The sequence below is a fragment of the Rhodopseudomonas sp. genome, assembly GCF_013377015.1.
GTDB lineage: Bacteria > Pseudomonadota > Alphaproteobacteria > Rhizobiales > Xanthobacteraceae > JARJEH01.
The window spans coordinates 813,600-836,493 of the sequence record NZ_JACABA010000002.1 but is presented as its reverse complement, the minus strand read 5'-3'; the positions used below and the strand labels follow the sequence as shown (position 1 = coordinate 836,493).

The 22,894-nt window shown below is 65.1% G+C and carries 17 protein-coding genes and 1 pseudogene; 2 read left to right on the top strand and 16 right to left on the bottom strand.

The window, feature by feature from the left end; all coding sequences use genetic code 11:
• Positions 1-11: 11 nt before the first annotated feature.
• Positions 12-287: a hypothetical protein gene (locus HXX15_RS12375; protein ID WP_296516356.1), complete on the top strand. Its 276-nt coding sequence runs from the start codon at positions 12-14 to the stop codon at positions 285-287.
• A gap of 814 nt (positions 288-1,101) precedes the next feature.
• On the opposite strand, the pseudogene HXX15_RS12370 reads toward HXX15_RS12375, so the two are convergent.
• Together HXX15_RS12370 and HXX15_RS12365 are read right to left on the bottom strand one after the other, a co-directional pair.
• Positions 1,102-1,553, bottom strand: a pseudogene (locus HXX15_RS12370) (LysR substrate-binding domain-containing protein); the annotation flags it as partial.
• Positions 1,554-1,724: 171 nt separating this feature from the next.
• Entirely contained in the window at positions 1,725-4,064 is a 2,340-nt protein-coding gene (locus tag HXX15_RS12365) for a Tex family protein (protein ID WP_296516355.1), read from the bottom strand.
• A gap of 243 nt (positions 4,065-4,307) precedes the next feature.
• Between HXX15_RS12365 and HXX15_RS12360 the strand changes: the two genes are divergently transcribed.
• Positions 4,308-5,561: an Hsp70 family protein gene (locus tag HXX15_RS12360; protein WP_296516354.1), complete on the top strand. Its 1,254-nt coding sequence runs from the start codon at positions 4,308-4,310 to the stop codon at positions 5,559-5,561.
• 327 nt (positions 5,562-5,888) lie between these two features.
• On the opposite strand, the gene HXX15_RS12355 is transcribed toward HXX15_RS12360, so the two are convergent.
• The 14 genes from HXX15_RS12355 to HXX15_RS12290 all read right to left on the bottom strand — a co-directional run bounded on the left by HXX15_RS12355 (position 5,889) and on the right by HXX15_RS12290 (position 22,874).
• Entirely contained in the window at positions 5,889-7,142 is a 1,254-nt protein-coding gene (locus HXX15_RS12355) for an ABC transporter substrate-binding protein (RefSeq protein ID WP_296516353.1), read from the bottom strand.
• A gap of 77 nt (positions 7,143-7,219) precedes the next feature.
• Positions 7,220-8,026, bottom strand: coding sequence for an ABC transporter ATP-binding protein (locus tag HXX15_RS12350; RefSeq protein ID WP_296516352.1), 807 nt, complete (start codon positions 8,024-8,026; stop codon positions 7,220-7,222).
• Positions 8,027-8,039: 13 nt separating this feature from the next.
• Positions 8,040-9,113 carry a branched-chain amino acid ABC transporter permease gene (locus HXX15_RS12345; protein WP_296516350.1) on the bottom strand — a complete coding sequence of 358 codons (1,074 nt, stop codon included), beginning with the start codon at positions 9,111-9,113 and terminating at the stop codon, positions 8,040-8,042.
• Between the two features lie 4 nt (positions 9,114-9,117).
• Positions 9,118-10,005 (bottom strand): branched-chain amino acid ABC transporter permease, encoded by an 888-nt coding sequence (locus HXX15_RS12340; protein WP_296516348.1) that lies wholly within the window; start codon positions 10,003-10,005, stop codon positions 9,118-9,120.
• A gap of 3 nt (positions 10,006-10,008) precedes the next feature.
• Positions 10,009-11,934: an AMP-binding protein gene (locus HXX15_RS12335; RefSeq protein ID WP_296516347.1), complete on the bottom strand. Its 1,926-nt coding sequence runs from the start codon at positions 11,932-11,934 to the stop codon at positions 10,009-10,011.
• Positions 11,921-12,712: an ABC transporter ATP-binding protein gene (locus HXX15_RS12330; protein ID WP_296516344.1), complete on the bottom strand. Its 792-nt coding sequence runs from the start codon at positions 12,710-12,712 to the stop codon at positions 11,921-11,923. The genes HXX15_RS12335 and HXX15_RS12330 overlap by 14 nt, the downstream gene beginning before the upstream one ends.
• Positions 12,713-12,931: 219 nt before the next feature.
• Entirely contained in the window at positions 12,932-13,696 is a 765-nt protein-coding gene (locus HXX15_RS12325; RefSeq protein WP_296516343.1) for an enoyl-CoA hydratase/isomerase family protein, read from the bottom strand.
• A 26-nt stretch (positions 13,697-13,722) separates the two neighbouring features.
• A complete protein-coding gene (locus HXX15_RS12320) occupies positions 13,723-14,517 on the bottom strand; it encodes an SDR family oxidoreductase (RefSeq protein ID WP_296516342.1) in 795 nt (264 codons plus the stop codon).
• A 25-nt stretch (positions 14,518-14,542) separates the two neighbouring features.
• On the bottom strand, positions 14,543-16,540 hold the full coding sequence (locus HXX15_RS12315; RefSeq protein WP_296516341.1) for a biotin carboxylase N-terminal domain-containing protein: 1,998 nt from the start codon (positions 16,538-16,540) through the stop codon (positions 14,543-14,545).
• A 19-nt stretch (positions 16,541-16,559) separates the two neighbouring features.
• Positions 16,560-18,167: a carboxyl transferase domain-containing protein gene (locus HXX15_RS12310; protein ID WP_296516340.1), complete on the bottom strand. Its 1,608-nt coding sequence runs from the start codon at positions 18,165-18,167 to the stop codon at positions 16,560-16,562.
• A gap of 8 nt (positions 18,168-18,175) precedes the next feature.
• Positions 18,176-19,339, bottom strand: coding sequence for an acyl-CoA dehydrogenase family protein (locus HXX15_RS12305; protein WP_296516339.1), 1,164 nt, complete (start codon positions 19,337-19,339; stop codon positions 18,176-18,178).
• A gap of 399 nt (positions 19,340-19,738) precedes the next feature.
• Positions 19,739-20,158 carry an OB-fold domain-containing protein gene (locus HXX15_RS12300; RefSeq protein ID WP_296516338.1) on the bottom strand — a complete coding sequence of 140 codons (420 nt, stop codon included), beginning with the start codon at positions 20,156-20,158 and terminating at the stop codon, positions 19,739-19,741.
• Complete coding sequence (locus HXX15_RS12295) at positions 20,155-21,336, bottom strand: thiolase (RefSeq protein WP_296516337.1); 1,182 nt, start codon at positions 21,334-21,336, stop codon at positions 20,155-20,157. The genes HXX15_RS12300 and HXX15_RS12295 overlap by 4 nt, the downstream gene beginning before the upstream one ends.
• Positions 21,333-22,874, bottom strand: coding sequence for an AMP-binding protein (locus HXX15_RS12290; protein ID WP_296516336.1), 1,542 nt, complete (start codon positions 22,872-22,874; stop codon positions 21,333-21,335). The genes HXX15_RS12295 and HXX15_RS12290 overlap by 4 nt, the downstream gene beginning before the upstream one ends.
• Positions 22,875-22,894: the final 20 nt, after the last annotated feature.

Genomic DNA, 22,894 nt, shown 5'->3' with positions numbered 1-22,894 from the left:
TATCATAGACCTTGTTGCTACTGCTCGATCCAGAGCTGCTGCTGGACTTCGAGCTGTCGCTGCTTCCCGCGCCCGAGCTCGTATCGCCGCTGCCGGATGCCGAACTCTTGCCGCTTTCCGAGCTACCCGGGCTCGCGCCGGTATCGCCACTGGATGTCGATGCGCTGGAACTGCCATCGGCGCCGCTACTGACGGCGACGCTGCCGGCCGTGGCGGACGACGAACCGTCCACCGCGCTGGACGCCTGCGCATCCAGCAGTACGCTCATCACGGCGCTGCTGACCTGACCCGATGGGCTCGACGCCGTAGCGCCCGAGCTCGACGAGCTTGCGGTACTCGCCGCTGCACTCGATTGCGTGTTGGCATCCGCCGACGCTTGCGTCGTCTCAGTTGCGGACGTGCTGTTGGCAGTGGTCGTATTGAGCAGCGTCAAGAGAGCATTTGCTGCGCTGGAAGAACTCGCACCGGTGACCGACATATGTTGCTCCCACGAAACCATCTTCACGAATGGACAGAATCTTTCCGACCTGTCTCGGTCGTATAAGCCAAGCTGCTTAAGGAACCGTCTCGTTGGTGGGGGCTGGGCGCTCGGAAAGCCATCCTCGACGGAATCGATAGCGCCCCGCGCGAACGATCATTTCTATTGATGTATTAATGTTTCGATTTGTTGCTTAAGGCGCGTCAGCCTTTGCGATGATGGAATCTTCTGGCATGCTCGCGCGTGTGAAGCGGAGGTTGATCATGGGCAGGCTAGCTCTCGCAATTGCGATTACGTTGTGCGTGACGAATGGCGCACTGGCTCAGCCGTTTCCGCCGCCGGTCGGACCTCCGGGATTCGGGCCACCTCCGCCCCCACGTCCTCCGTTGAGGTGCGTGGCGCTTCCTCCTGGGCCGCCGGGACCACCCCCGATCATTTGCCGTGCGCCTCCAGCACCTCCTGGCGCGCCGTGCCGATGTCGCGGTCCGTTCGGGCCGATACCCGGGGTCGTTCAGTAGCGCGGTGCCGATGTCGGTCTCGGGCGTTGTGTCTCCGGGATTTGACCTGCCGATCGAGTCGCTGAGTTCAGGCGGACGATTGCTCAATCGTGAGTCCGGGCGCCGTCACTTTCGCTTCGGGCGCACGGAAGTCCGGGTGATCCGGACCCGGCCATGGGTTCGCGGCAGGAACTGGGCGCCGCGCGCAGCCAAAAATTCCAGCATCGCGCGGGCCGGCGGCAGCAGTACCTTGTCCTTGCGCGCGAGCACGAACCATTGCCTGACGACGGGCAGGCCCGCCACGTCCAGCGTCACCAGCCGCCGTTCGTCGAGTTCGGTCGCTACCGTGTGCGCGGAGATGAAGGCGATGCCAGGCCTGCGATGACAGCCTGGGTGATAGTTTCGTTGCTGCTCATCGCCATGCCGAGGTTCGGACGGACACGTGCGGTTTCGAACAGTTGTTCCATCCGGCCGCGGGTGCCGGAACCGGGCTCGCGCAACAGAAATGTTTCGCCGGCGAGATCGCTCAGGGCGAGGCGGGGTTTTCGCGCCAGCCGGTGGCTGGTCGGTGCGATGATGGATTGGACCGACTGAGGATTGACGCAGCGTTCTTCATAACGCGCGGGGCTTCCCAGGTTCGAGCCCTGGTGCGCCCACCACCTGAACCACTATCATCCAAAATTCTAGGCCACAGAGGCGGCCACAACCGCCTTGAGTCGCCTCGCATGTTTGCCGCGGTGCCAAAGCCGTTAGCGCGGTCCGCTCTTGCCGCTCTCGGCCGCCTTCTGAAACGCCTCCGCGAACGGGTTGCTGCTGGCCGCTTGCTTCTGCGCCTTGTGCTGCGCCGCGGCAGGGCGGGCATTGCCGCGCGGGGCTTGCGCCGCGCGATCCGGCTGGCGATCCGGCCGGGCGCCGAGCTCGTCGTCGAGACGCAGCGTCAGCGCTATCCGCTTGCGCGCGACGTCGACCTCCAGCACCTTGACCTTGACGATGTCGCCGGGCTTCACCACCTCACGCGGGTCTTTGATGAAGGTCTTCGACATCGCCGAGATATGCACCAGCCCGTCCTGGTGCACGCCGATATCGACGAAGGCGCCGAACGCCGCCACATTGGTGACCGCGCCCTCCAGGATCATACCGGGCTTGAGGTCCTTCAGCGTCTCGACGCCGTCCATGAACACCGCGGCCTTGAACGCAGGTCGCGGATCGCGGCCGGGCTTTTCCAGCTCGCGCAGGATGTCGGTCACGGTCGGCAGACCGAAATGATCGTCGACGAAATTCTGCGGCCGCACTTGCCGCAGGATCTCCGCATTGCCGATCAACGCCTTGATATCGCTCTTGGTCGCCGCAAGAATCTTTCGAACTACTGGATAAGCTTCTGGATGTACCCCGGAATTGTCCAGCGGGTCCTTGCCGCCGGCGATCCGCAGGAAGCCGGCGCATTGCTCGAACGCCTTGGGCCCGAGCCGCGGCACCTTCTTCAGCGCGCTGCGCGAGTCGAACGGGCCGTTGGCGTCGCGATGCTGCACGATGCTTTGCGCGAGGCCTGCGCCGATGCCGGAGACGCGCGCCAGCAGCGGCGCCGAAGCGGTGTTTGCGTCGACTCCGACGGCGTTGACGCAGTCTTCCACCACGGCGTCGAGCGAGCGCGACAGCTTGGCTTCGCCGAGGTCGTGCTGATACTGACCGACGCCGATCGACTTCGGGTCGATCTTGACCAGTTCGGCCAGCGGATCCTGCAGCCGCCGCGCGATCGACACCGCGCCGCGCAGGGTGACGTCGAGATCGGGCAATTCCTCCGAGGCGAAGGCCGAGGCCGAATAGACCGAGGCGCCGGCCTCCGACACCACGATCTTGGCCATCTTCAGCTCCGGCAACTCTTTCACCAGTTCGGTGGCGAGCTTGTCGGTCTCGCGCGAGGCGGTGCCGTTGCCGATCGCAATCAACTCGACGCGATGCTCGCGCGCCAGCTTGGCCAGCACCGCCTTGGCTTCGTCCCAGCGCTTCTGCGGCTCGTGCGGGAAGATCGCCGTGGTGGCGACCACCTTGCCGGTGGCGTCGACCACCGCGACCTTGACGCCGGTGCGGAAGCCCGGATCGAGCCCCATCGTCGCCCGCGCGCCAGCGGGCGCCGCGAGCAGCAGGTCGCGCAGATTCGAGGCGAACACCCGCACGGCTTCCTGTTCGGCGGCGGTCCACAGCCGCATCCGCAGATCGATATTGAGATGGACCTGGATCTTGGTGCGCCAGGCCCAGCGCACCGTCTCCAGCAGCCAGCGGTCGCCGGGGCGGCCGCGATCGGAAATCGCGAAGCGGTTCATGATCCGCAATTCGAACAGGCTGACCGGCGCCGGCGTCGCCGACACCGGCTCGGGCAGCACGTGCAGATCGAGGATCTCTTCCTTCTCGCCGCGGAACATCGCCAGAATCCGGTGCGACGGCAGCTTGTGTAAGGGCTCGCTGAAATCGAAATAGTCGGAGAATTTCGCGCCGGCTTCCTTCTTGCCGTCGCGCAGCTTCGACGTCATCAGCCCGGCCGACCACATCTGCTCGCGCAGGCTGCCGATCAGGTCGGCGTCCTCGGCGAAGCGTTCGACCAAGATCGCGCGCGCGCCGTCGAGCGCGGCGGCGACATCGGCGACGTTCTTGTCGGCATCGACGAACGCCGCCGCTGCCGTCTGCGGATCGCTCTCGGGCGTGGTCAGCAGCAATTCGGCCAGCGGCTCGAGCCCGGCTTCGCGGGCGATCTCCGCCTTGGTGCGGCGCTTCGGCTTGTAAGGCAGATAAATGTCTTCGAGCCGGCCCTTGCTGTCGGCAGCGAGGATCGCGGCTTCCAGCGTGGCGTCGAGCTTGCCCTGTTCGCGCACCGAATTCAGAATTGCGGTGCGGCGCTCCTCGAGTTCGCGCAGATAGGTCAGCCGCTCTTCCAGCGTGCGCAATTGCGCGTCGTCGAGCGCGCCGGTGGCTTCCTTGCGATAGCGCGCGACGAACGGAACGGTGGCGCCGCCGTCGAGCAGCGCGACGGTGGCTTCCACCTGCTGCTCGCGCACACCGAGCTCGTTAGCGATCTGTCGAATGATATTTGCCACGCGCGAATCTTTCGTCGAGAGAGCGAGGCCGGTGAACCGAACGCCCGGGGAGACGGCTTATGGACCAAAGCCGGCCCACGCATCAAGCCCGTTGCGATGCAGTCGCCAGAGCTGTGGATGGCGTGGCTTCGCCTTGAAAATGCATGCCGTTTGGCGCCATTCGCGCCCGCAATTGAGGCAAAAATATAGTTCTGGATCGCCGACTGCGATGTGTGTAGACGAACGTTCCTTTTGGGATCGCTGATGTCGTCGTGTGGATTGGACTTTGGAACATCGAACACGACGCTCGGGAGCATCATTGGCGACGCGCCGGTGCTGTGCGCGCTGGAACCCGGACACAGCACGATTCTCAGCGCGATCTTCTACGAGGTCGATGGCGCGGTCCTGATCGGACGTAAGGCGATCGACGCCTATGTCGAGGGCGCGCCCGGCCGCCTATTGCGCAGCCTGAAATCCGTACTCGGCACCTCGCTGATCGACGAGACCACCATGGTGGGCCGCCAGCGCACCGGGTTTCGCGACATCATCGCCTATTATATCGGCGCGGTGAAACGCCGCGCCGAACAGGCGAGCGGCCGCGAATTGCGCAATCTGGTGCATGGCCGTCCGGTGCATTTCGTCGACAACAATCCGCTGGCCGACCGCAAGGCGGAAGCGACGCTGCGCGAGATCGCGCGCTCGGTCGGCTTCGACGAGGTCACTTTCCAGTTCGAGCCGATCGCCGCGGCGCTCGATTACGAGCGCGAGGTGACGCGCGAGGAAATCGCGCTGATCGCCGATATCGGCGGCGGCACCTCGGACTTTTCCATCGTACGTTTGAGCCCGGAGCGCCATCTCAAGGCCGACCGCAAGGCGGATATTCTGGCCAATGACGGGGTGCGGATCGGCGGCACCGATTTCGACCGGCAGCTCAGCCTTGGCACGGTGATGCCGCTGTTCGGCTTTCGCAGCCCGATGAAACGCGCCGGCCTCGACGTGCCGTCCGGCTACTTCCACGATCTGGCGACTTGGGCCAACATCAACCGGATGTACGACCCGAAGGTGATGATCGAACTGCGTCAGGTGCGCCACGAGTCAAAACATCCGAAGCTGCTCGACCGCCTGGTGCGGGTGCTCGACGAGCAGCGCGGCCATACGCTGGCGATGGAGGTCGAAGCCGCGAAGATCGCGCTGGCGGATGCCAAGACGGCGGCGATTCCGTTCGAATGGGTCGAGCCGGGATTGAACGTGGCGATCGCGCGGCCCGACCTGGTCCGCCACACCGCGCAATTGGCGAAGCGGATCGGCGCCCGCATCGACTTGTGCCTGGGGCAGGCGCAGCTCGCCGCGGACGGGGTCGACGCGGTGTTCCTGACCGGCGGCTCGGTACGGCTCGCGCATGTGCGCAAGGCGATCACCGCGGCACTGCCGGCGGCGCGCGTGGTCGAAGGCGACACCTTCGGCGCGGTCGGCAAGGGGCTGACGATCGAGGCGTCGCGACGCTACGGGCCGGGTTAAGCGCCTCGTTGAGTCAGTCGACTCGCCTCAAAAGCTCGCGGTCATTCCGGGGCGCGAGCCCATCGGGCGAGCGAACCCGGAATCTTGCGACAAGGCACGGCACCTGAGCGAGATTCCGGGTTCGCTCGCAGCAAAGCTGCGCGCGCCCCGGAATGACGGCGTTTTTCGATCAAGGCATCGAAATGCACTAAGCACCGGGTTCCTTGGCGTGCAATGCGGCGATTGCAGAACAACAATGTGACAGCGCCGCCGGAGCGATGCTCCGACGGCGCAGCGTCGATCTTGCATGGTTGACTCCGAAGCAGGGGCTTCGGACTCGGGTCCTTGCTACTTGTTGGCTTCCGACTTGGCGTAGTCGGCCGATTGCTGCTTCACGACGCTCCAGACTTCGTCTGGAAAGCCGGCGATCCAGTCGGTCTGCGGCACCCATTTGGTGCCGTCCCATTCCTCGATCCGGGTCTTGCCGCCACCACCGTGATCTTCCGGGGTGACGGTGATCGGCGCCATCAGGCCGTTGGCGTCGTAGTTCTTCAGGCTCTCGAAGCCGTTCTTCAGCTTTTCCGGCGTCAGCGGCCAACCGTCCTTCTTGATCGCGAGCCGTGCGCCCTCGAAGACGATCGAATAGATCGCCAGGCCGGTGTTGTAGTAGACGTCCTCGGTGAACTTGCGGTCGCCGTTGCCCTTGCCCTTGTCGTAGACCTCTTTGAGGATTTCCTGCACCAGCGGTTGGTTCGATCCGCCGGCGACGTTGGTGCCGCGCTTCAGACCCTTGGCGGCGTCGGCGCCGATGTTCTTGATGTCGACCTCGTTGAACCAGTTCACCGCGATGTACTTGCTGATCGGGATGCCGTTCCGGGTCATCTCGCGCGAGGCGATCACGTGCATGTTGGACAGGCTCCAGCTGATGATCCAGTCCGGATTGTTGCGACGGATCTGGGTCCAGGCGGAGGCCTGGTCGTTGCCGGGCAGCGGGTAGGGCACCAGCTGCAGGTCGAAACCTTCCTTCTCGGCCAGCGTCTTCAGGATACCGATCGGTTCCTGGCCGAACGGATAGTCGATATACAGGAAGGTGATCTTCTTGCCCTTCAGGCTGCCGCCTGATTTCTGCTTGATGTATTCGACGTCGTTGGCGGCCTGGCCCCAATAGGTCGGGCCGATCGGGAACACCCATTTGAATACGGTGCCGTCGATCGCGTCGCCGCGGCCGACCAGCGACTGGATCAGGATGTTGCCGTCCTTCATGATGCGCGGCAGCACCGCGCGCGACACCGGGGTCGACAGCGTGTCGAACACCATCACGCCCTCGCGTTTCAGTTTTTCATAGCATTCGATGCCACGCTGCGGCTCGTTGCCATGGTCCTGCACGATGATCTCGACCGGATGGCCTTCGATGCCGCCCTTCTGGTTGACCAGTTCGGCGTAGTCGCGGGCTGACTGGGCGATCTGCGGCGTGATGAACGTATAGACCTTGCTGAGATCCAGACACATCGCGAAGCGGACCGGATCGGCGGCGTTGGCCGGAAGCATGCTCATCAGACTGAGCGCCAGTCCCGATGTGAGCGAAGCCAGTTTCAATTTCATAAGTAGACCCTCCCTTGCTTGGATCCGGCATTCTCTGCCGTATCGGTTTGGTAGCGTGTCCCGGCGATGGGCCGGCGTCAGGTCAGCCAGCGTTTGCGGCGGCTGTAGTGCTTGATGTCGCGGAAGTCCTTGCCCTTGGCGCCGCCCAGATAGAACTCCTGGATATCCGGGTTTCGCTTCAGCGCCTCCGTGCTGTCGTGCATCACGATGCGGCCGTTCTCGATCAGATAGCCGTGCGACACAATATCGAGGGCGGCGACCGCGTTCTGTTCCACCAGGAGCACGGAAAGTCCTTCGTCCTTGCTGATGGTGCTGATGATCTGGAAGATTTCCGCGACCAGAAACGGCGCCAGCCCCAGGCTCGGCTCGTCGAGCATCAGCAATTTCGGTTCGGTCATCAACGCCCGGCCGATCGCCAGCATCTGTTGCTCGCCGCCGGAAAGATAGCCGGATGCGACGCCGCGTCGCTCATGCAGCCGCTTAAAATATCCGTAGACCCGGTCCATGTTGCGCTTCATGACGTGGCGGCTGCGCACCGCCGACGCCGCCACCAGGTTTTCTTCCGGCGTGAGATGTTCGAAAACCCGCCGGCCCTCGAGCACATGGGCTATGCCGAGCTTGACGCGGTCCTGCGGCATCATTCCGCTGATGCTTTGTCCGAGAAATGTCACCTCGCCGCGGCGGACCTCGCCACGTTCGGCGGTCAGCAAACCGCTGATCGCCTTCAGCGTGGTGCTCTTGCCGGCGCCGTTGGCGCCGAGCAGCGCCACCATGCCGCCGGTCGGCACCTCGATCGAGACGCCCTTGATCGCCAGCGAGACGTAGTCGTAGATCACCTCGACATTGTTCAGCGACAGGATCGGTGCGACGCTCGGCTGCTCCATCGGTGGTCCTCCGCTATTTCTTCACGTAGCCGAACGGCCACACCAGCAGATAGTCGCGGACGTTGTTGTAGATCTTGCCGAGCCCCAGCGGTTCCACCAGCAGAAAGCCGATGATCAGCGCGCCGTACAGCGCCTGCGGCAGATGGGCCAGGGTCTCGATGCCGAGCGAGAGGCCGAACTGGGCGGCGGCCCAGGAGATGAAGGTGTTCATCGCGCCCGGCATCAGCAGGATGAAGCCCGCGCCGAAATAGCTGCCGATGATGCTGCCGAGCCCGCCGACGATTACCATCGCCAGCGCCTGGATCGAGACGTCGACCGAGAATTGTTCGGGTGTCACCGCGTGATAAAAGGTGTTGACCAGGATGGCGCCGGTGACTCCAGCGATGAAGGACGAGGTCGCGAACGCCACCAGCTTGTAGTAGAAGCTGTTCACGCCGATCACGGCGGCGGCGTAGTCCTTCTCGCGGACCGCGACCAGCGCGCGGCCGAGCGCGGTGCGGCGCAGATTCAGCATGAAGGTGGTGACCAGCAGGCACCACACCAGCGCGACGTAATACAGCCCGGCGTCGGAGGTCACCGGCCAGCCGAGCAGGCGGATATCCGGCGCCTGCAGCGTCGCCTGGGTGCCGCCGCTGATCGCCGGCACGTGCGAGATGGTCCAATCCATCACGAATTGCAGCGCCAGCGTGCTCAGCGCCAGATACAGGCCCTTGACCCGCAGCGCCGCGAACGCGAAGCCGATGCCGATCACCGAGGCGGTGAGCCCGCCAAGGATCACCGCGATTTCCCAAGGAATGCCGTGGCGAACGCCGTGTACCGCGGCGTAGGCGCCGATCCCCATCACCGCCGCGTAGCCGAGGTGGAACTGGCCGGCCCAGCCCAGCACCAGATTGAGCCCCAGCGCGCCGGCGGTCCACACCAGCCAGGGCAGCATGTAGCTGCTGAGATACAGCGTGTTCATGAACAGCGGCGCTGTCGCCGCGAGCGCCAACAGCGTGCCGACCATCCAGCGGTCAGCGGGAATTGGAAACAGCGCCCGGTCGGCTGCGTAGTTGATGTGGAAGATTCCGGCCTGGCGGAAGAACATGAGCTCAGATCCTCTCGATGTCGTGGCGGCCGAACAGGCCGTGCGGCCGGATCAGGATGGTGAGGATCAGCATCGCCGCGTCGACGAGATCGCGGCTGGCGCCGCCGAGCAGGGGATCGAGAAAGCTGCCGGCGACCCCCTCGACGATGCCGAGCAGGAGGCCCGCGAGCAGCGCGCCGCCGATGCTGTCGAGCCCGCCGAGCACCGCGACGGTGACAGCCTTCAGCAGCAACAGCGCCAGCGACTGGTCGACGCCCTGCACCGAGCCCCACAGCACCCCGCCGATGGTGGCGACCACCGCCGCCATCGCCCAGGACAGCGCGACGCCGCGCTCGACCGAAATTCCCACCGACCAGGCCGCGGTGTAGTCGTCGGAAATTGCCCGCAACACCACGCCGGTGCGGGTGCGGAAGAACAGCACGAACAGGCCGAACATCGCCAGCGCGACCACCGCGCCGAAGGCATAGGCGCGGTTGATCAACAATGGGCCGAGAAACAGTGGCGCGTCGCTGATGCCGAGCGAGATCGGCCGACTGGTGCCGCCCCAGATCGTCATCGTACCGGCGCGCAGGAAGATCTCGATTCCCAGCGTCATCATCAGGATCATGATCACCGGCCTGCCGGCGAGGCGGCGCAGCGCCAGCCGTTCGATGCCGATGCCGACGAAGAACATCACCCCGATCGCCAGCGGGATCGCCAGCCAGATCGGCGCGCCGACTCCGGTGGAGATGGCCAGCACGATATAGGCACCGAGCATGGTCATCGAGCCCTGCGCCAGATTCGGCACCGAGGAGGATTTGTAGATCAGCACGATGCCGATCGCGACCAGCGAATACATCAGGCCGACCAGCGCGCCGTTGACGGCGGATTCCAGCAACAGGACGGCGTCCATCGCTCAGGCCTCCTGCACGGAGAGGGTGCGCTCGATCACCCCGACCTCGCCGGATTCATAGGTGATCTCGGCGCGCATCAGCACCGCGCTCCGGCGATCATAGATCGCGTCGATGATCGGCTTGTAGCGCTGCTCGACCACGTTGCGCCGGATTTTGCGGGTGCGGGTGATCTCGCCGTCGTCGGCGTCGAACTCCTTGTGCAGACAGACGAAGCGTCGCAACTGCAATCCTTCCGGGAGCGTACTGTTGACGTGTTTCACCGCGCCGGCGATCAGCTGGATCACTTCCGGCTTCTGCGACAGGTCGGCATAGGAGATGTAGGAGATGCCGCGCAGCTCGGACCACAGTCCGACGGCGTCCTTGTCGATGCAGATGATCGCCGCCAGCGTATCGCGGTCGCGCCCCAGCACCGCGGCGTCCTTGACGTAGGGGCTGAATTTGAGCCGGTTCTCGATGTAGTTCGGAATGTAGCGCTCGCCCTTGGCGGTGTGCACCACGTCCGACAGCCGTCCCAGCACCACCAGATGGCCGTCGGGCTCCAGATAGCCGGCGTCGCCGGTGTGCAGCCAGCCGTCGACCAGGGCGTCGCGGGTGGCGTCGTCCTGCTTGAAATAGCCGCTGAACACGCTGCCGGAGCGGATCATGATCTCGCCGGCGTCGCTGATCGTCATCTCGACCCCGGGTAGCGGCCGCCCGACGGTGTGCAGCCGGACCTCGTCGGGTCCCTGAATCGCGTTGTAGGCGCTGGTTTCGGTCTGGCCATAGAGCTGGCGCAGCTTGATGCCGAGCGCGCGATAGAACACGAAGGTGTCTTCGCCCATGGCCTCGCCGCCGGTGAAGGCGCCGCGCAGCCGGGTCAGCCCGAACTGGTCCTTGATCGGCCCGTAGACCAGAAATTCGCCGAGCGGCGCCAGCAGGCGCTGCCGCAGGCTCGGCTGGCCGCCGTCGAGCCGGCGCTTTTCCGCGGCGATCGCGGTCGACATGAAGAAATCGTAGATCCGCTTCTTCAGCCAGGACGAATCTTCCATCCGGACCTGGATCGTGGTCAGCAGATTGTCCCAGCTGCGCGGCGCCGCCAGATACATGGTCGGCGCGATTTCGCGCAGATTATGCAGCACGGTCTCCTGACGCTCCGGGATGTTGATGGTGAAGTGCAGCGCCACCCCGGCGGCGATCGAGAAGGCGAAGTCGCCGATCCAGGCGATCGGCAGATAGGCCAGGATATCCTCGCCGAAGCCGAAGGCGCCGCCGCGATAGGCGTTGCGCACGCCGGCCAAGAGATTGGTTTGCGACAGCACGACGCCCTTCGGCTTGCCGGTCGAGCCCGACGAATGCACGAAGATCGCCGGACCCTCGGGCTTGGCGCGGTCGATCAGCGCTGCGCGCAATGACGGGGCGGCAGCCAGCTGTTCGACACCGCTGGCCTGGATGGTTTCCCACGAGATCAGCCCCGGCTGCGGATAGGTCGCGAGCCCGCGCGGATCGTCGTACAGGATGTGATCGATCACCGTGCCCTGATCGCGCAGCTCCAGCAGCTTGTCGACCTGCTCCTGATCCTCGGCCAGCGCGAAGCGCGCGCCGGCTTCGCTGACGAAATGCCGCAACTCGTCGAGCGTCGCATCCGGGAACGCCGGCATCGGGTAGCCGCCCAGCGCGCCGGTTGCCAGCATCCCGGCGTAGAGCCGCGGCCGGTTGTCGCCCAGCACCAGCATCACGTCGCCTTCGCGAAATCCCAGCCGCTCGAGCCCCGCGGCGCAGCACAGCACACTGTCGAGCAGCTGCCGCCAGGTCATCTCGTTCCAGATGCCGCGGGCCTTTTCGCGCATCGCCACACGCTCGGGGAACGCCTCGGCGTTGCGCGCCAGCACCCGGATCAGCGTGGTGTCGATCTCGAAATTCCAGGCCGCGGTGGGCTCAGCGCGCCGCATGCGCGCCTCCGATATAGGCTTCGACGACGCGGGGGTCGGCGACCACATCGGCCGGGATGCCGGTGCCGATCATCGCGCCGTAGTTCAGCGCCAGCATGCGGTCGCAGATCCCGGTGATGACGTCCATGTGGTGTTCAATTAGCAGCACGGTGACGTTGCGCTCGTCGCGCGCGTCGAGAATGAACCGCGCCATGTATTCCTTTTCTTCCTGGTTCATGCCGGCCATCGGCTCGTCGAGCACCAGCACGCTGGGTTCGGCGGCTAGCGCCCGGGCCAGCTCGACGCGCTTCTTCAGGCCGATCGGAATGCCGTCGACCAGTTCGTCGCGCACGCTTTCGAGCTGCAGGAAGTCGATCACGTCCTCGACCACGGCGCGGTGGGCGATCTCGTCGCTGCGCGCCAGCCACCAATACAACGCGGTGCGTATCACGCCGGGCTTCATGTGGACGTGGCGGCCGAGCATGATGTTGTCCAGCACGCTCATGCCGTTGAACAGCGCCAGATTCTGGAAGGTGCGGGCGACGCCCAGAGTGGCGACGTAATGCGGCGCCAGCCCGGTGATGTCGCGGCCGTTGAGCACGATGGAACCGCGCTGCGGCGGATAGAAGCCGGTGATGGCGTTGACCAGCGTGGTTTTGCCGCAGCCATTCGGCCCGACCAGGCCGAAGATTTCGCCGCGCTCGATCCGCATATCGATGCCGTTCAGCGCGACAATGCCGCCGAACCGTCGCTCGACGGATCGGCATTCGAGCGCCGGACCGCTGTTGTCCCCAGCCAAACCCAACTCATTTCCTCCGCACGTGGTCGACCATCTGGCTCCGCTTGCGCGGGCCGGGCGCGTTGAATTCTGCGCCTTCTGTCGGTCGATCGATTTTCAGGCTAACCAACGTTAGAAATCCATGCAAGGCGGTTGTCCCTGCAGGGCGTGTTTACTTCGCTCGCATGCTCGATTTGCGTTCAGTGGCTGCTCGTTTGCATCTCAGGGTGGATGCGCCGGCTAGGGTTTGAAACGCGGCTCGCGCTTCTCGCGAAAAGCCGAGATGCCCTCGCGGGCGTCCTCGTGCATGAACAGGAATGGAAAGCCGTCGACGACGTGGCGCATTTCGTCGCCGCCGAGCCCGCGATTGTAGAACGACTTCGCCATCTGCACCGCGAGCCGCGGTTTCGCGGCGATCCGTTCGGCGAAGGCGATGGCCTCGGGGAGCAATTGCTCGTGCGGCACCACCCGCAGCACCAGACCGAGCCGGCAGGCTTCCTCGGCGCTGATCGGCTCGCCGAGGATGCTCATTTCCTTGGCCTTGGCGCGGCCGACCATGTCGTTCAATCGCACGATCGCGAAACCCGGCAGCAGGCCGAGCTTGATCTCCGGCACCGCGAAGCGGGCGCGGTCGGAGGCGATGATGAAATCCGAGGCAATCGCCAGCTCGAAGCCGCCGCCATAGGCGATGCCGTTGACTGCGGAGATCACCGGCTTGCGGGTGTTCTCCGGCGCGGCCAGCACCTCCAGCGCCGCGACCATGAAGGCACGGGCCTTTTCCGGATCGAAATCGAAATTGCCGATGTCGGCGCCGGCGCAGAACGCCTTCTCTCCGGCTCCGGTGATGATCGCGACGCGGATCTCGTCGTCGGCGTCGGCTCGCTTCAGCCCGGCGAGAATGCCTTCGCGGATGCCGACGCTCAGCGCGTTAAGTCGGCTCGGCTCGTCGAGCGTCAGGATCGCGATCCGACCCTGGGTTTCGTAGTTGACGCTTCCCAATCGCATTGCCGTCTCCCTAAATGGTTGCCGCGTCAGCCGATCATGGTGTAGCCGCCGGAGACCGACAGCACCTGACCGGTGATGTGGCCGGCCGCGGACGACGCCAGGAACACCACCGCATTGGCGGTGTCCTCCGGGCGGCCGAGTTTGCGCAGCGGCAACGACTTGGCGATCTTTTCGAACTGCTCGGCGGAAAAGAAGCTGTCAGCCTTGGCCCACATGCTGGTGGAACCGACCTCGTCGGTGCTGGTCGGCACGGTGACGCCGGGGCAGACCACGTTGCAGCGGATGCCGTAGCGGCCGTTCTCTTTGGCGATGGTCTTCATGAAGGAATTGACCGCGGCCTTGACGCCGCCATAGACCGCCTCGCGCGGCTCGCCCGAACGGCTGGCGTCCGAACTGATCGCGACGATCGCGCCCTTGTTGTTCGGCACCATGATGTCGAGCGCGCATTTGGTGCAATTGAGCAGGCCGACATAGTTGATCTGAATGATCTTCTGCCACAGCTCGGGCGTCGTCTGGGTGAAGAACAGGAACTGGTCCCAGCCGACATTGTTGACCAGCACGTCGACGGTGCCGTGCTTGTCGGTCGCCGCCTTGAACATCGCCTTGACCTGCTCAAGATCGGTGACGTCGGTCTTGATCACCTGCACGCTGGCCGCGCCGCCGGCGCGGGCGAGCTCGGAGACCCTTTCAGCCTGGACCTCGTCGAGGTCGCCGACGGTGATGTGCGCGCCCTCGGTGGCGAAAGCCAGCACGATGCCGCGGCCGATGTTGGAGCCGCCGCCGGTGATGACGACCGACTTGCCCTTCAAACCAAGATCCATGCTCTCTCTCCGTCCTTATGAATTGCTATGTGAGCGATGCGGGTTCGACCACCACCACGATGGCGTTACGCTCGACGGTTTCGCCGGCCCGGCAATTCACCGCGGTGACGATGCCATCGGCTTCGCAGCTGATGCGCAACTCCATTTTCATCGATTCCAGAATGGCGGCAACGTCGCCGGCCCTGATGCGGTCGCCGACCGCGACGTTGACCTTCAGGATCATGCCCATCATCGGCGCCCGCAGCTCCCCGCTGGTCTCGGCGACTGCACTGATGAAAGCGAGATAGGGAATCGCGGTCAGCGCGTGGATGCCGCGCAGATCATGCACGAAGATGGTCTGGTCGTCCTGAGTGATCCGCACGGTCTCACTGCGCGTGCCGACAATCGCGGTGAATCTATCGTTGTGCAGCGGCACCAGCCGGACCCGAAGTTGCGCGTCATTGACGCCGACCAGCATCGAGCCGTCGGGCTGCAACGGTGCGAAGCGGATTTCGGCGCTGGCGCCGACACTCGCCAGATGCAGGATCGGGATCGGCGACAGGCCCTGGTCGCCGGTCGACATCTGCCATCCGGTCAGTGCGCGCGACTGCCAAGGATTCACGGCGGCAGGCGGGCGTTGCTGTAGCATCCAGAACGCGCCGCCGAGCGCCAGCGCCTCGGTGTCGAGCCCCGGTGTCTTGTCGACCAGCCGATCGATCTGCTCGTCGATGAGTCTGGTGTGGAACGTGGCGTTGCGGGTTTCCGGCAGCGCGGTCAGGCGCTTCAGGAACGCCTCATTGGTGGTGATGCCGAAGATCGAGGTTTCATCGAGCGCCCGACCGAGCCGGTCGAGCGCCTCGTCGCGGGTGGCCGCATGCACGATCAGCTTCGCCAGCATCGGGTCGTAGTACGGCGTGACACGCGAGCCGCTGTCGATGCCGGTTTCGACCCGCACCCCATCGGCCGGGAACTGCACATAGGAGATCTCGCCGGTGCAGGGCAGGAAGCCATTGGCCGGGTCTTCGGCGCAGATCCGCGCCTCGATGGCGTGGCCGCCGCAACTCACTTCGGTCTGCGCGCAGGGCAGGCCGTCGCTCGCGGCGATCCGTAGCATCAGCTCGACGATGTCGATGCCGGTCACCATCTCGGTCACCGGATGCTCGACCTGCAGCCGCGGATTGACCTCGAGAAAATAGCAGGCGTCGTCGCTGACGATGAATTCCACGGTGCCGACGCCGCGATAGTTCAGCCGCTGGCCGAGCCGCACCGCGTCGGCGAGCATTTTGTCGCGCAATGCAGTGCTGAGATTGGCGGCGGGGGCCTCCTCGATCAGCTTCTGATGCCGCCGCTGCAACGTGCATTCGCGCTCGAACAGGTGGATGACGTTGCCGGCTCCGTCGCCGGCGATCTGCACCTCGATGTGGCGGCCGCGCGCGATCAGGCGTTCGACGATCAGTCCGGCATGGCCGAACGAGTTTTTGGCTTCGCGCATCGCCGATTCGATTTCGTCGCCGATGCCGTCGAAGCTGTTGACGATCCGCATGCCTTTGCCGCCGCCGCCGGCCGCGGCCTTTAGCATCACCGGCAGGCCGATCTCGCGCACCAGCGCTTCGATCGCGGCCTTGTCCTCGCTGGGCGTCTTGCTGCCCGGCACGGTGGCGACACCGGCCGCCTCGGCCTCGTGCTTGGCGGAGGCCTTGTCGCCGAGCCGTTCGATCACCTCGGGGGTGGGTCCGATGAACACCAGGCCGGCGGCCTCGACAGCGCGGGCGAAGCCGGCGTTCTCGGCGAGGAAGCCAAAACCCGGATGAATCGCTTCGGCGCCGGTGGCTTTCGCCGCCGCGATCACTGCGTCGATCTTGAGGTAACTGTCGGACGCCGCGGGCCCGCCGATCTCGATCGACTCGCCGATGATGCGGACATGCAGCGCGTCGGCGTCGGCTGACGAATGCACGCCGGCGACCGCGATCCCCATCCGCTGACAAGTGCGGGCGATCCGGCAGGCGATTTCACCGCGATTGGCGATCAGGATTTTCTTGAACAACGCAGGCGTTCCTTTGCCATCACATCCGGAGCACGCCGACATCGGTGCGCTGCCGCGGCAAGCGGCCGGCGAGATCGAGCAGCATCGCCATCACCTGGCGGGTTTCCAACGGATCGATCACCATGTCGCACCAGGTGTTGCGGGCGAAATTGTAGGCGTTGGCGAAATCCTCGAATTCCTTGCGCACCGGCGCGCGGTAGGCCTCGCGCTCCTCGTCGTTCCAGCTGGTGCCCTCGCGCTTGTGGATTTCATCCCTGACCATCGCCAGCGTGTTGGCGGCCTGGTCCGGTCCCATGATCGCGGAGCGGCCGTTCGGCCACATCATCATCGCGTTCGGCTTGAAGGCGCGGCCGCACATCGACATGTAGCCGGCGCCGTAGGAATTGCCGATGATCAGCGTGTATTTCGGTACGTTGGCGCTGGCCATCGCGGTGATCATCTTGGCGCCGTGCTTGGAGATGCCGCCTTCTTCGGCCTGCCGCCCGACCATAAAGCCGGTGACGTCGGCCATGAACAAGAGCGGAATGTTGCGCTTGCAGCACAGGTCGATGAAGTGCGTCGCCTTCAACGCCGATTCCGAAAACAGCACGCCGTTGTTGCACAGGATGCCGATCTCGAATCCCATGATGCGGCCGAAGCCGGTGATCAGGGTCTCGCCGTACAGCGGCTTGAATTCGTGGAACTCGCTGTTGTCCACGATCCGCGCCACGATCTCGTGGTTGTTGGTAGGTACCCGCGGGTCGGCGCTGATCAGCCCGTAGATATCGTTGGGATCGAACCGCGGCTCGCGCGGTGGCGCGACGTCCCAAAGCTGCGGCGCGATGCCGCCAAGATTGGCGACGATGTCGCGGGTGATGGCGATGGCGTGGCCGTCGCTTTCGGCCAGATGGTCGGTGACGCCGCTGATCCGGCTATGCATCTCGCCGCCGCCGAGCGCCTCGATGCCGACCTCTTCCTTGGTCGCGGCATAGACCAGCTGCGGTCCGCCTAAGAACATCGCACCTTGATTCCGCACGATCACGGTCTCGTCGCACAAGGCCGGCATGTAGGCGCCACCGGCGGTGGAGGGGCCGTGCACAATCGCGATCTGGGCGATGCCTTCGCCGGACATCCGGATCTGGTTGTAGAAGATCGAGCCGAACTGGCCTTCGTCGGGAAAGATGTTGGGCTGATCCGGCAGGTTGGCGCCGCCGGACTGCACCATCGTAATGCAGGGCAGGCGGTGCTGCCAGGCGAAACGCTGGGCACGGACGTGCTTCTTGCAAGTGATGCCGTAATAGGTGCCGCCCTTCACGGTGGCGTCGTTGGCGATGACCATGCAGGGGCGACCGGCGACGATGCCGACGCCGGTGATGATGCTGCCGCCGGGCGGCACGCCCTCATACATGCCTTCGCCGGCGAGCTGGCAGAATTCGAGAAACGGCGAGCCGGGATCGAGCAGGGCGGCGATCCGCTCGCGCGGCAGCAATTGGTTGCGTTCCTTGTGCAACTGCCGCGCCCGCGCGGGTCCGCCCAACGCCGCGGCTTTACGGCGGCGGTGCAAATCGGCGATCCGCTCGGCATAGACCTCGCGGTTGCGGCGATACTCCTCGCTGGCCGGAAAGACCTCCGACTTCATCAACGCCATCGCGGTTCCTAATAGCTGCGCGGCAAGCCCATGACGTGCTCGCCGATGTAGTTGAGGATCATCTCACGATTGAGCGGCGCGGTCTTCAACAGCCGCACCAAAGGATAGATGTCGAAGATGCCGTATTCCTTGGTGAAGCCGTTGCCGCCGAAGCATTGCAGCGCGGTGTCGACCGCCTTGATGCCGGCATCGGCGGCGGCGAGCTTGGCCATGTTGGCGAATTCGCCGGCCTCGCGACCCTGATCGAAGATCCAGGCCGCCTTCAGCGTCATCAGCGAGGCCAGCTCGATGTCGGTGCGGGCGCTGGCCAAAGGATGCTGCAGCCCCTGATAGGCGCCGATCGGCACGTTGTTGAAGACCTTGCGTTCCTTGACGTAGTCGATGGCGCGGTTGAGCGCGTAGCGGCCGAGTCCGCAGCAGATCGATCCGACCAGAATCCGCTCCGGGTTCAGGCTCTTGAACAGGATGCCGAACCCCTTGTCGACCTCGCCGACGACGTCCTCGGGGCCGAGATCGACGTCGTCGAAGAATAGCTGCCACTGAGTTTCCGGCGCCGGGATCGACACCGGAATGAACTGCTTGGAAACGCCCTTGGCCTTGAGGTCGACCACGAACAGCGTGAAGCCGTCAGACTTCTTCTTCACCTCGGTGTGCGGCGTGGTCCGCGTCACCACCAGCGCGTAGTCTGCGCCGTCGGCATCGGTGATGAAGGTCTTCTGGCCGTTGAGGGCGAAGCGGTTGCCGCGTTTGGCCGCCGTCGTCTTGGTGAGAATGGTGTTGGTGCCGGCGTCGGGTTCGGTGATCGCAAAGCAGAACCGGGTCTTGCCGCTACAGGCCTCGGGCAGATAGCGCGCCTTCTGCTGCTCGGAGCCGTATTTGGCGATGAAGCCGAGGCTCATCGCCGCGCCGACCACGAGGTTCAGCAGCGGAATCCCGTTGTTCGACAGGCCCTCGAGGAACAGGTGCATCTCGACCATGCCCTGGCCGGCGCCGCCATATTGCTCGGGCACCATGGTGCCGACGAAGCCGTCCTCGGCGACGCGCTGATACAGCGCGTCGGGGAACACGTGGCGGTCGGCGCAGTCCATCCAGTATTTGCGGTCGAAGGTCTTGGCGACGTGGTCGCCATATTCCAGGATCTGGCGCTGCTCGTGGCTGAGATCAAATTGCATCGCCCGCCTCCGTCGTTGCGCGCGCGGCGCCGTCGACGCCGCCCATCCCAGCGCGCAACGTGCCGCGGCACGGCTGGGCGGTTGGAAGCTCGCGACGGGGCGGCGCGCTCATTGCGTTTCCTGTTGTTCCGACGCGTCGTCCCGGGTCTTCGCCCGGCGCGGCCGTGATGTTGTGCCGTCATCTTTAGGCAGAAGTTTCGGCGATTTCAATCGAGCAAACGACAAAATCGAACAATTGTTAGAAAATGTTTGCGCATCGCAGCGTCGAGACCGAGCGTGTCTCGGCGTCATTGCGAGGAGCGCAGCGACGAAGCAATCCAGCGCTGAGTCTGCAGCGCCGGATTGCTTCGCCGTCGCCCGGCGCGTTGCGCCGGCCTCGGCTCGCAATGACGATGACGCTCACGCCTTGCGGAAGCGGGGCAGCGCGATGTCGTCGCTGATCGGCTCGCAGACCAGCATCACGGCCATGTCGAACGTCACCTCGTCGGGCGGGCCGCCGACATAGCTGCTGATCATGCGCGGGCCTTCGTCGAGTTCGACCAGCAACACCGCGTAGGGCAGGTCGGCCTTGAAGGCGGGGCCGGGGGCGCGATGCACCACGCTGAAGGAGTGCACCTTGCCGCGGCCGCTGGCGGCGCGGTGGGCGATGTTGTCGCCGCCGCAGCGGCGGCAGGTGGCCTGCTGATAATACTGCACGTCGCCGCAGGCGCCGCAGTGCTGCAGCAGCAATTCGCCGTCGCGCAAGCCGCGCCACAACGCGGCGGAATCTGCGTCGGGCGTCGGCACCGGCTTCTTCAGGGCGTCTTGCGGCGAGATCACAGTGTGCTCTCCGTTCCCAGGATGGTGGTGGCGTTGGTGGCGAAGCCGGCGCCGAGCGAATGCACCAGGCCGAGTTCGGCGCCTTCGACCTGACGAACGCCGCATTGGCCGCGCAACTGCGCGATCACTTCGTAGAAGTGGAACAGCGAGCCGGGAATCCCGGAATGCGCGAACGACAGCAGCCCGCCGTGGGTGTTGGACGGGATCTTGCCGCCATAGCTCATGCCGCCATCGGCGACGAAGCGGCCGCCTTCGCCCTTCGGGCAGAAGCCGAGATCTTCCAGCATCATGATCACGGTGCCGGTGAAGCAGTCATAAACCCCGGCGACGTCGATATCGTCGGGCCCGAACCCGGCCATCGCATAGGCGCGACGGCTGGATTGCACCGCGCCGGTGGTGGTCAGCGACGGCATCAGGAAGATGTGCTCGTGGGTGTAGCATTCGCCGCCGCCGAGAATGTAGATCGGCTTTTCGATGCCGAGCGCCTTGGCATGCTCGGCCGAGGTCAGAATGAACGCCGCGCCGCCGTCGGAGATCAGCGAGCAATCGAGCTTGTGATAGGGCGTCGTTACCATCGCGGAGTTAAGCACGTCGTCGACGGTGATCGGCGCGGTCTGCTGGGCGCCGGGGGTGCGGCTGGCGTGGCGCCGCTGCACCACCGCGACTTCGGCGAACTGCTCGGCGGTGGTGCCGAATTCCTTCATGTGGCGATGCGCGGTCATCGCGAAGGTGTTGGCGACCGGAATCCCGAACGGCATTTCGTATTGCTGGTCGCGGCTCTCGGTCAGCGCGCGCAGCGCCAGGTCCGGGGTCAGGCCGCTCAGCATGCTGTCGCCGGCCACCACCATCACCACCTCGGCGAGGCCGCCATGGATCGCCGCGGCGCCGATGTTGAACATCGTCGCGGCGGTGGCGCCCGACACCTGCAGCGTGTTGGAAAACGTCGGCTGAATCCCGAAATATTCGCTGAACGCCACGCTGAAGCGATGGAACGACGAAGCCATTGCTGGGCTCGACAGTACGCCGTCGACCGCGCTCTTCGGCAGGCCGCAATCGGCCAGCGCCTTGGCGGCGGCGTCGGCGGCGAGCCACAACGGGCTGCGACCCGGCACCTTGCCGGTCGGGGATTGTCCAATGCCGATCACCGCGACCTTGCCGCGCAACGTGTCGCGGCTCATCGGCAGGCCGCCGTCAGCCGGGCTTCCAATTCGTGGCGCTGCACCTTGCCGCTGGTGGAGCGCGGAAACTCGCCGAAGTCGATGAACTGCACCCGGCGCGGGCATTTGTAGGTGGCGAGATCGCGCCGGCACAGACCGATCAAATCGGCTTCGGTGACCGCTTTGTCGGTGCTGGAGACGAATGCCACCGGCACTTCGCCCCAGCGTGGATCGGCGACCCGCACCACCGCGGCCTCGGTGATTCGCGCGTCGCTCATCAGCACGCGCTCGATCTCGGCCGGATAGATGTTCTCGCCGCCGGACTTGATCATGTATTTGACGCGATCGACGAAATCGAGCGTGCCGTCGGCGTTGCGGCGGAACATGTCGCCCATGTGGAACCAGCCGCCGCGGAAATCGCGCGCATTGGTCTCCTCCGCCTGCCAATAGCCGGAAAACAGCGTGGCGCTGCGCAGCGCCAACTCACCCGGCATGCCGTCCGCGACTTCCTGATCGTCGGCGTCGACCAGTTTGATTTCGCAGAAGCCGCTTTGCTGTTTCGATAGTCGGGTCGGGACTTCGCCGATCCCGATCAATGACCGGGTCGCCGGCGGCAATCCGGTTTCGGTCGAGCCGAAACTGTTGACATAGGGTGCGCGCAACAAGGCGGTGACCTCGGCCAGCGTGTGCGGCGGCACCAGGTCTGCCATCGCGCCGCACAGGCCGACACCCTTCACCTGCGCATTCTGCGCCTTGAAGCCATCGATGAACGCATCGATCATGCCGGGGATCAGCACCAACCAGCCGATCCGGTGCTTGGCGATGGCGGCGAGCAGCGGCTCGATCTGGAATCCGTCGATCACCACAACGGTGCCGCCGCGCAGCAGCGTCGACAGGCCGTGGTCGGTCGACACCATGTGGAACATCGGCGCCCAGGCGACGAAGGCGTCGCGATAGGAGATGTTGAGTTCGGAGCTGAACATCAGCGAGCGGGTCACCATGGCTCGGTGCGAGATCACCGCGCCTTTCGGCAGACCGGTGGTGCCGCTGGTGTAGAGGATGACGAGGCCATCTTCCGGCTCGGCGACGATCGGCGCGTCGCGGTCGCTGTGCTGCTGCAGCAGCCGCTCATAGGGCTCGCCGAGCTCGATGGTCGATCGGCCGTCGACCGCGGGCAGGGAGCCTGCCAGGTCCGGTTCGACGATCAACAGTTTCGGCGACACCAGCTCGACGCAATAGGCCAGTTCGCGCGGCGACAATCGCCAGTTCACGCAAGCGGTGATGACGCCGAGATTGCCGGCGGCGAGTTCGACCTCGAAATATTCCGGCCGGTTGCGCGACAGCAGCGCCAGCCGATCGCCGCGCTGCAGGCCGAGGCTCGCCAGCGCTGCGGTCAGCCGCCGCACCCGCTCGAGCAGCTTCGCATAGCTGAGCTGCCGGCCGTCATACTCAATGGCGATCGCCGAACCCTGGATCAGAGCGCGGGCGCGAAACAATTCGCCGACGGTGGAGACCGCGCCGGCCGTCCTGATCGCGGCCATGGTGGGTTGGCCTGACATCGTCTCACTCCCGAGGCTTC

Bases quoted from the DNA above. Each gene is read 5' to 3' on its own strand.
- HXX15_RS12360 (WP_296516354.1), top strand. From the start codon at position 4,308: ATGTCGTCGTGTGGATTGGACTTTGGAACATCGAACACGACGCTCGGG.
- HXX15_RS12355 (WP_296516353.1), bottom strand. From the start codon at position 7,142: ATGAAATTGAAACTGGCTTCGCTCACATCGGGACTGGCGCTCAGTCTG.
- HXX15_RS12350 (WP_296516352.1), bottom strand. From the start codon at position 8,026: ATGGAGCAGCCGAGCGTCGCACCGATCCTGTCGCTGAACAATGTCGAG.
- HXX15_RS12345 (WP_296516350.1), bottom strand. From the start codon at position 9,113: ATGTTCTTCCGCCAGGCCGGAATCTTCCACATCAACTACGCAGCCGAC.
- HXX15_RS12340 (WP_296516348.1), bottom strand. From the start codon at position 10,005: ATGGACGCCGTCCTGTTGCTGGAATCCGCCGTCAACGGCGCGCTGGTC.
- HXX15_RS12335 (WP_296516347.1), bottom strand. From the start codon at position 11,934: ATGCGGCGCGCTGAGCCCACCGCGGCCTGGAATTTCGAGATCGACACC.
- HXX15_RS12325 (WP_296516343.1), bottom strand. From the start codon at position 13,696: ATGCGATTGGGAAGCGTCAACTACGAAACCCAGGGTCGGATCGCGATC.
- HXX15_RS12320 (WP_296516342.1), bottom strand. From the start codon at position 14,517: ATGGATCTTGGTTTGAAGGGCAAGTCGGTCGTCATCACCGGCGGCGGC.
- HXX15_RS12310 (WP_296516340.1), bottom strand. From the start codon at position 18,167: ATGGCGTTGATGAAGTCGGAGGTCTTTCCGGCCAGCGAGGAGTATCGC.
- HXX15_RS12305 (WP_296516339.1), bottom strand. From the start codon at position 19,339: ATGCAATTTGATCTCAGCCACGAGCAGCGCCAGATCCTGGAATATGGC.
- HXX15_RS12295 (WP_296516337.1), bottom strand. From the start codon at position 21,336: ATGAGCCGCGACACGTTGCGCGGCAAGGTCGCGGTGATCGGCATTGGA.
- HXX15_RS12290 (WP_296516336.1), bottom strand. From the start codon at position 22,874: ATGTCAGGCCAACCCACCATGGCCGCGATCAGGACGGCCGGCGCGGTC.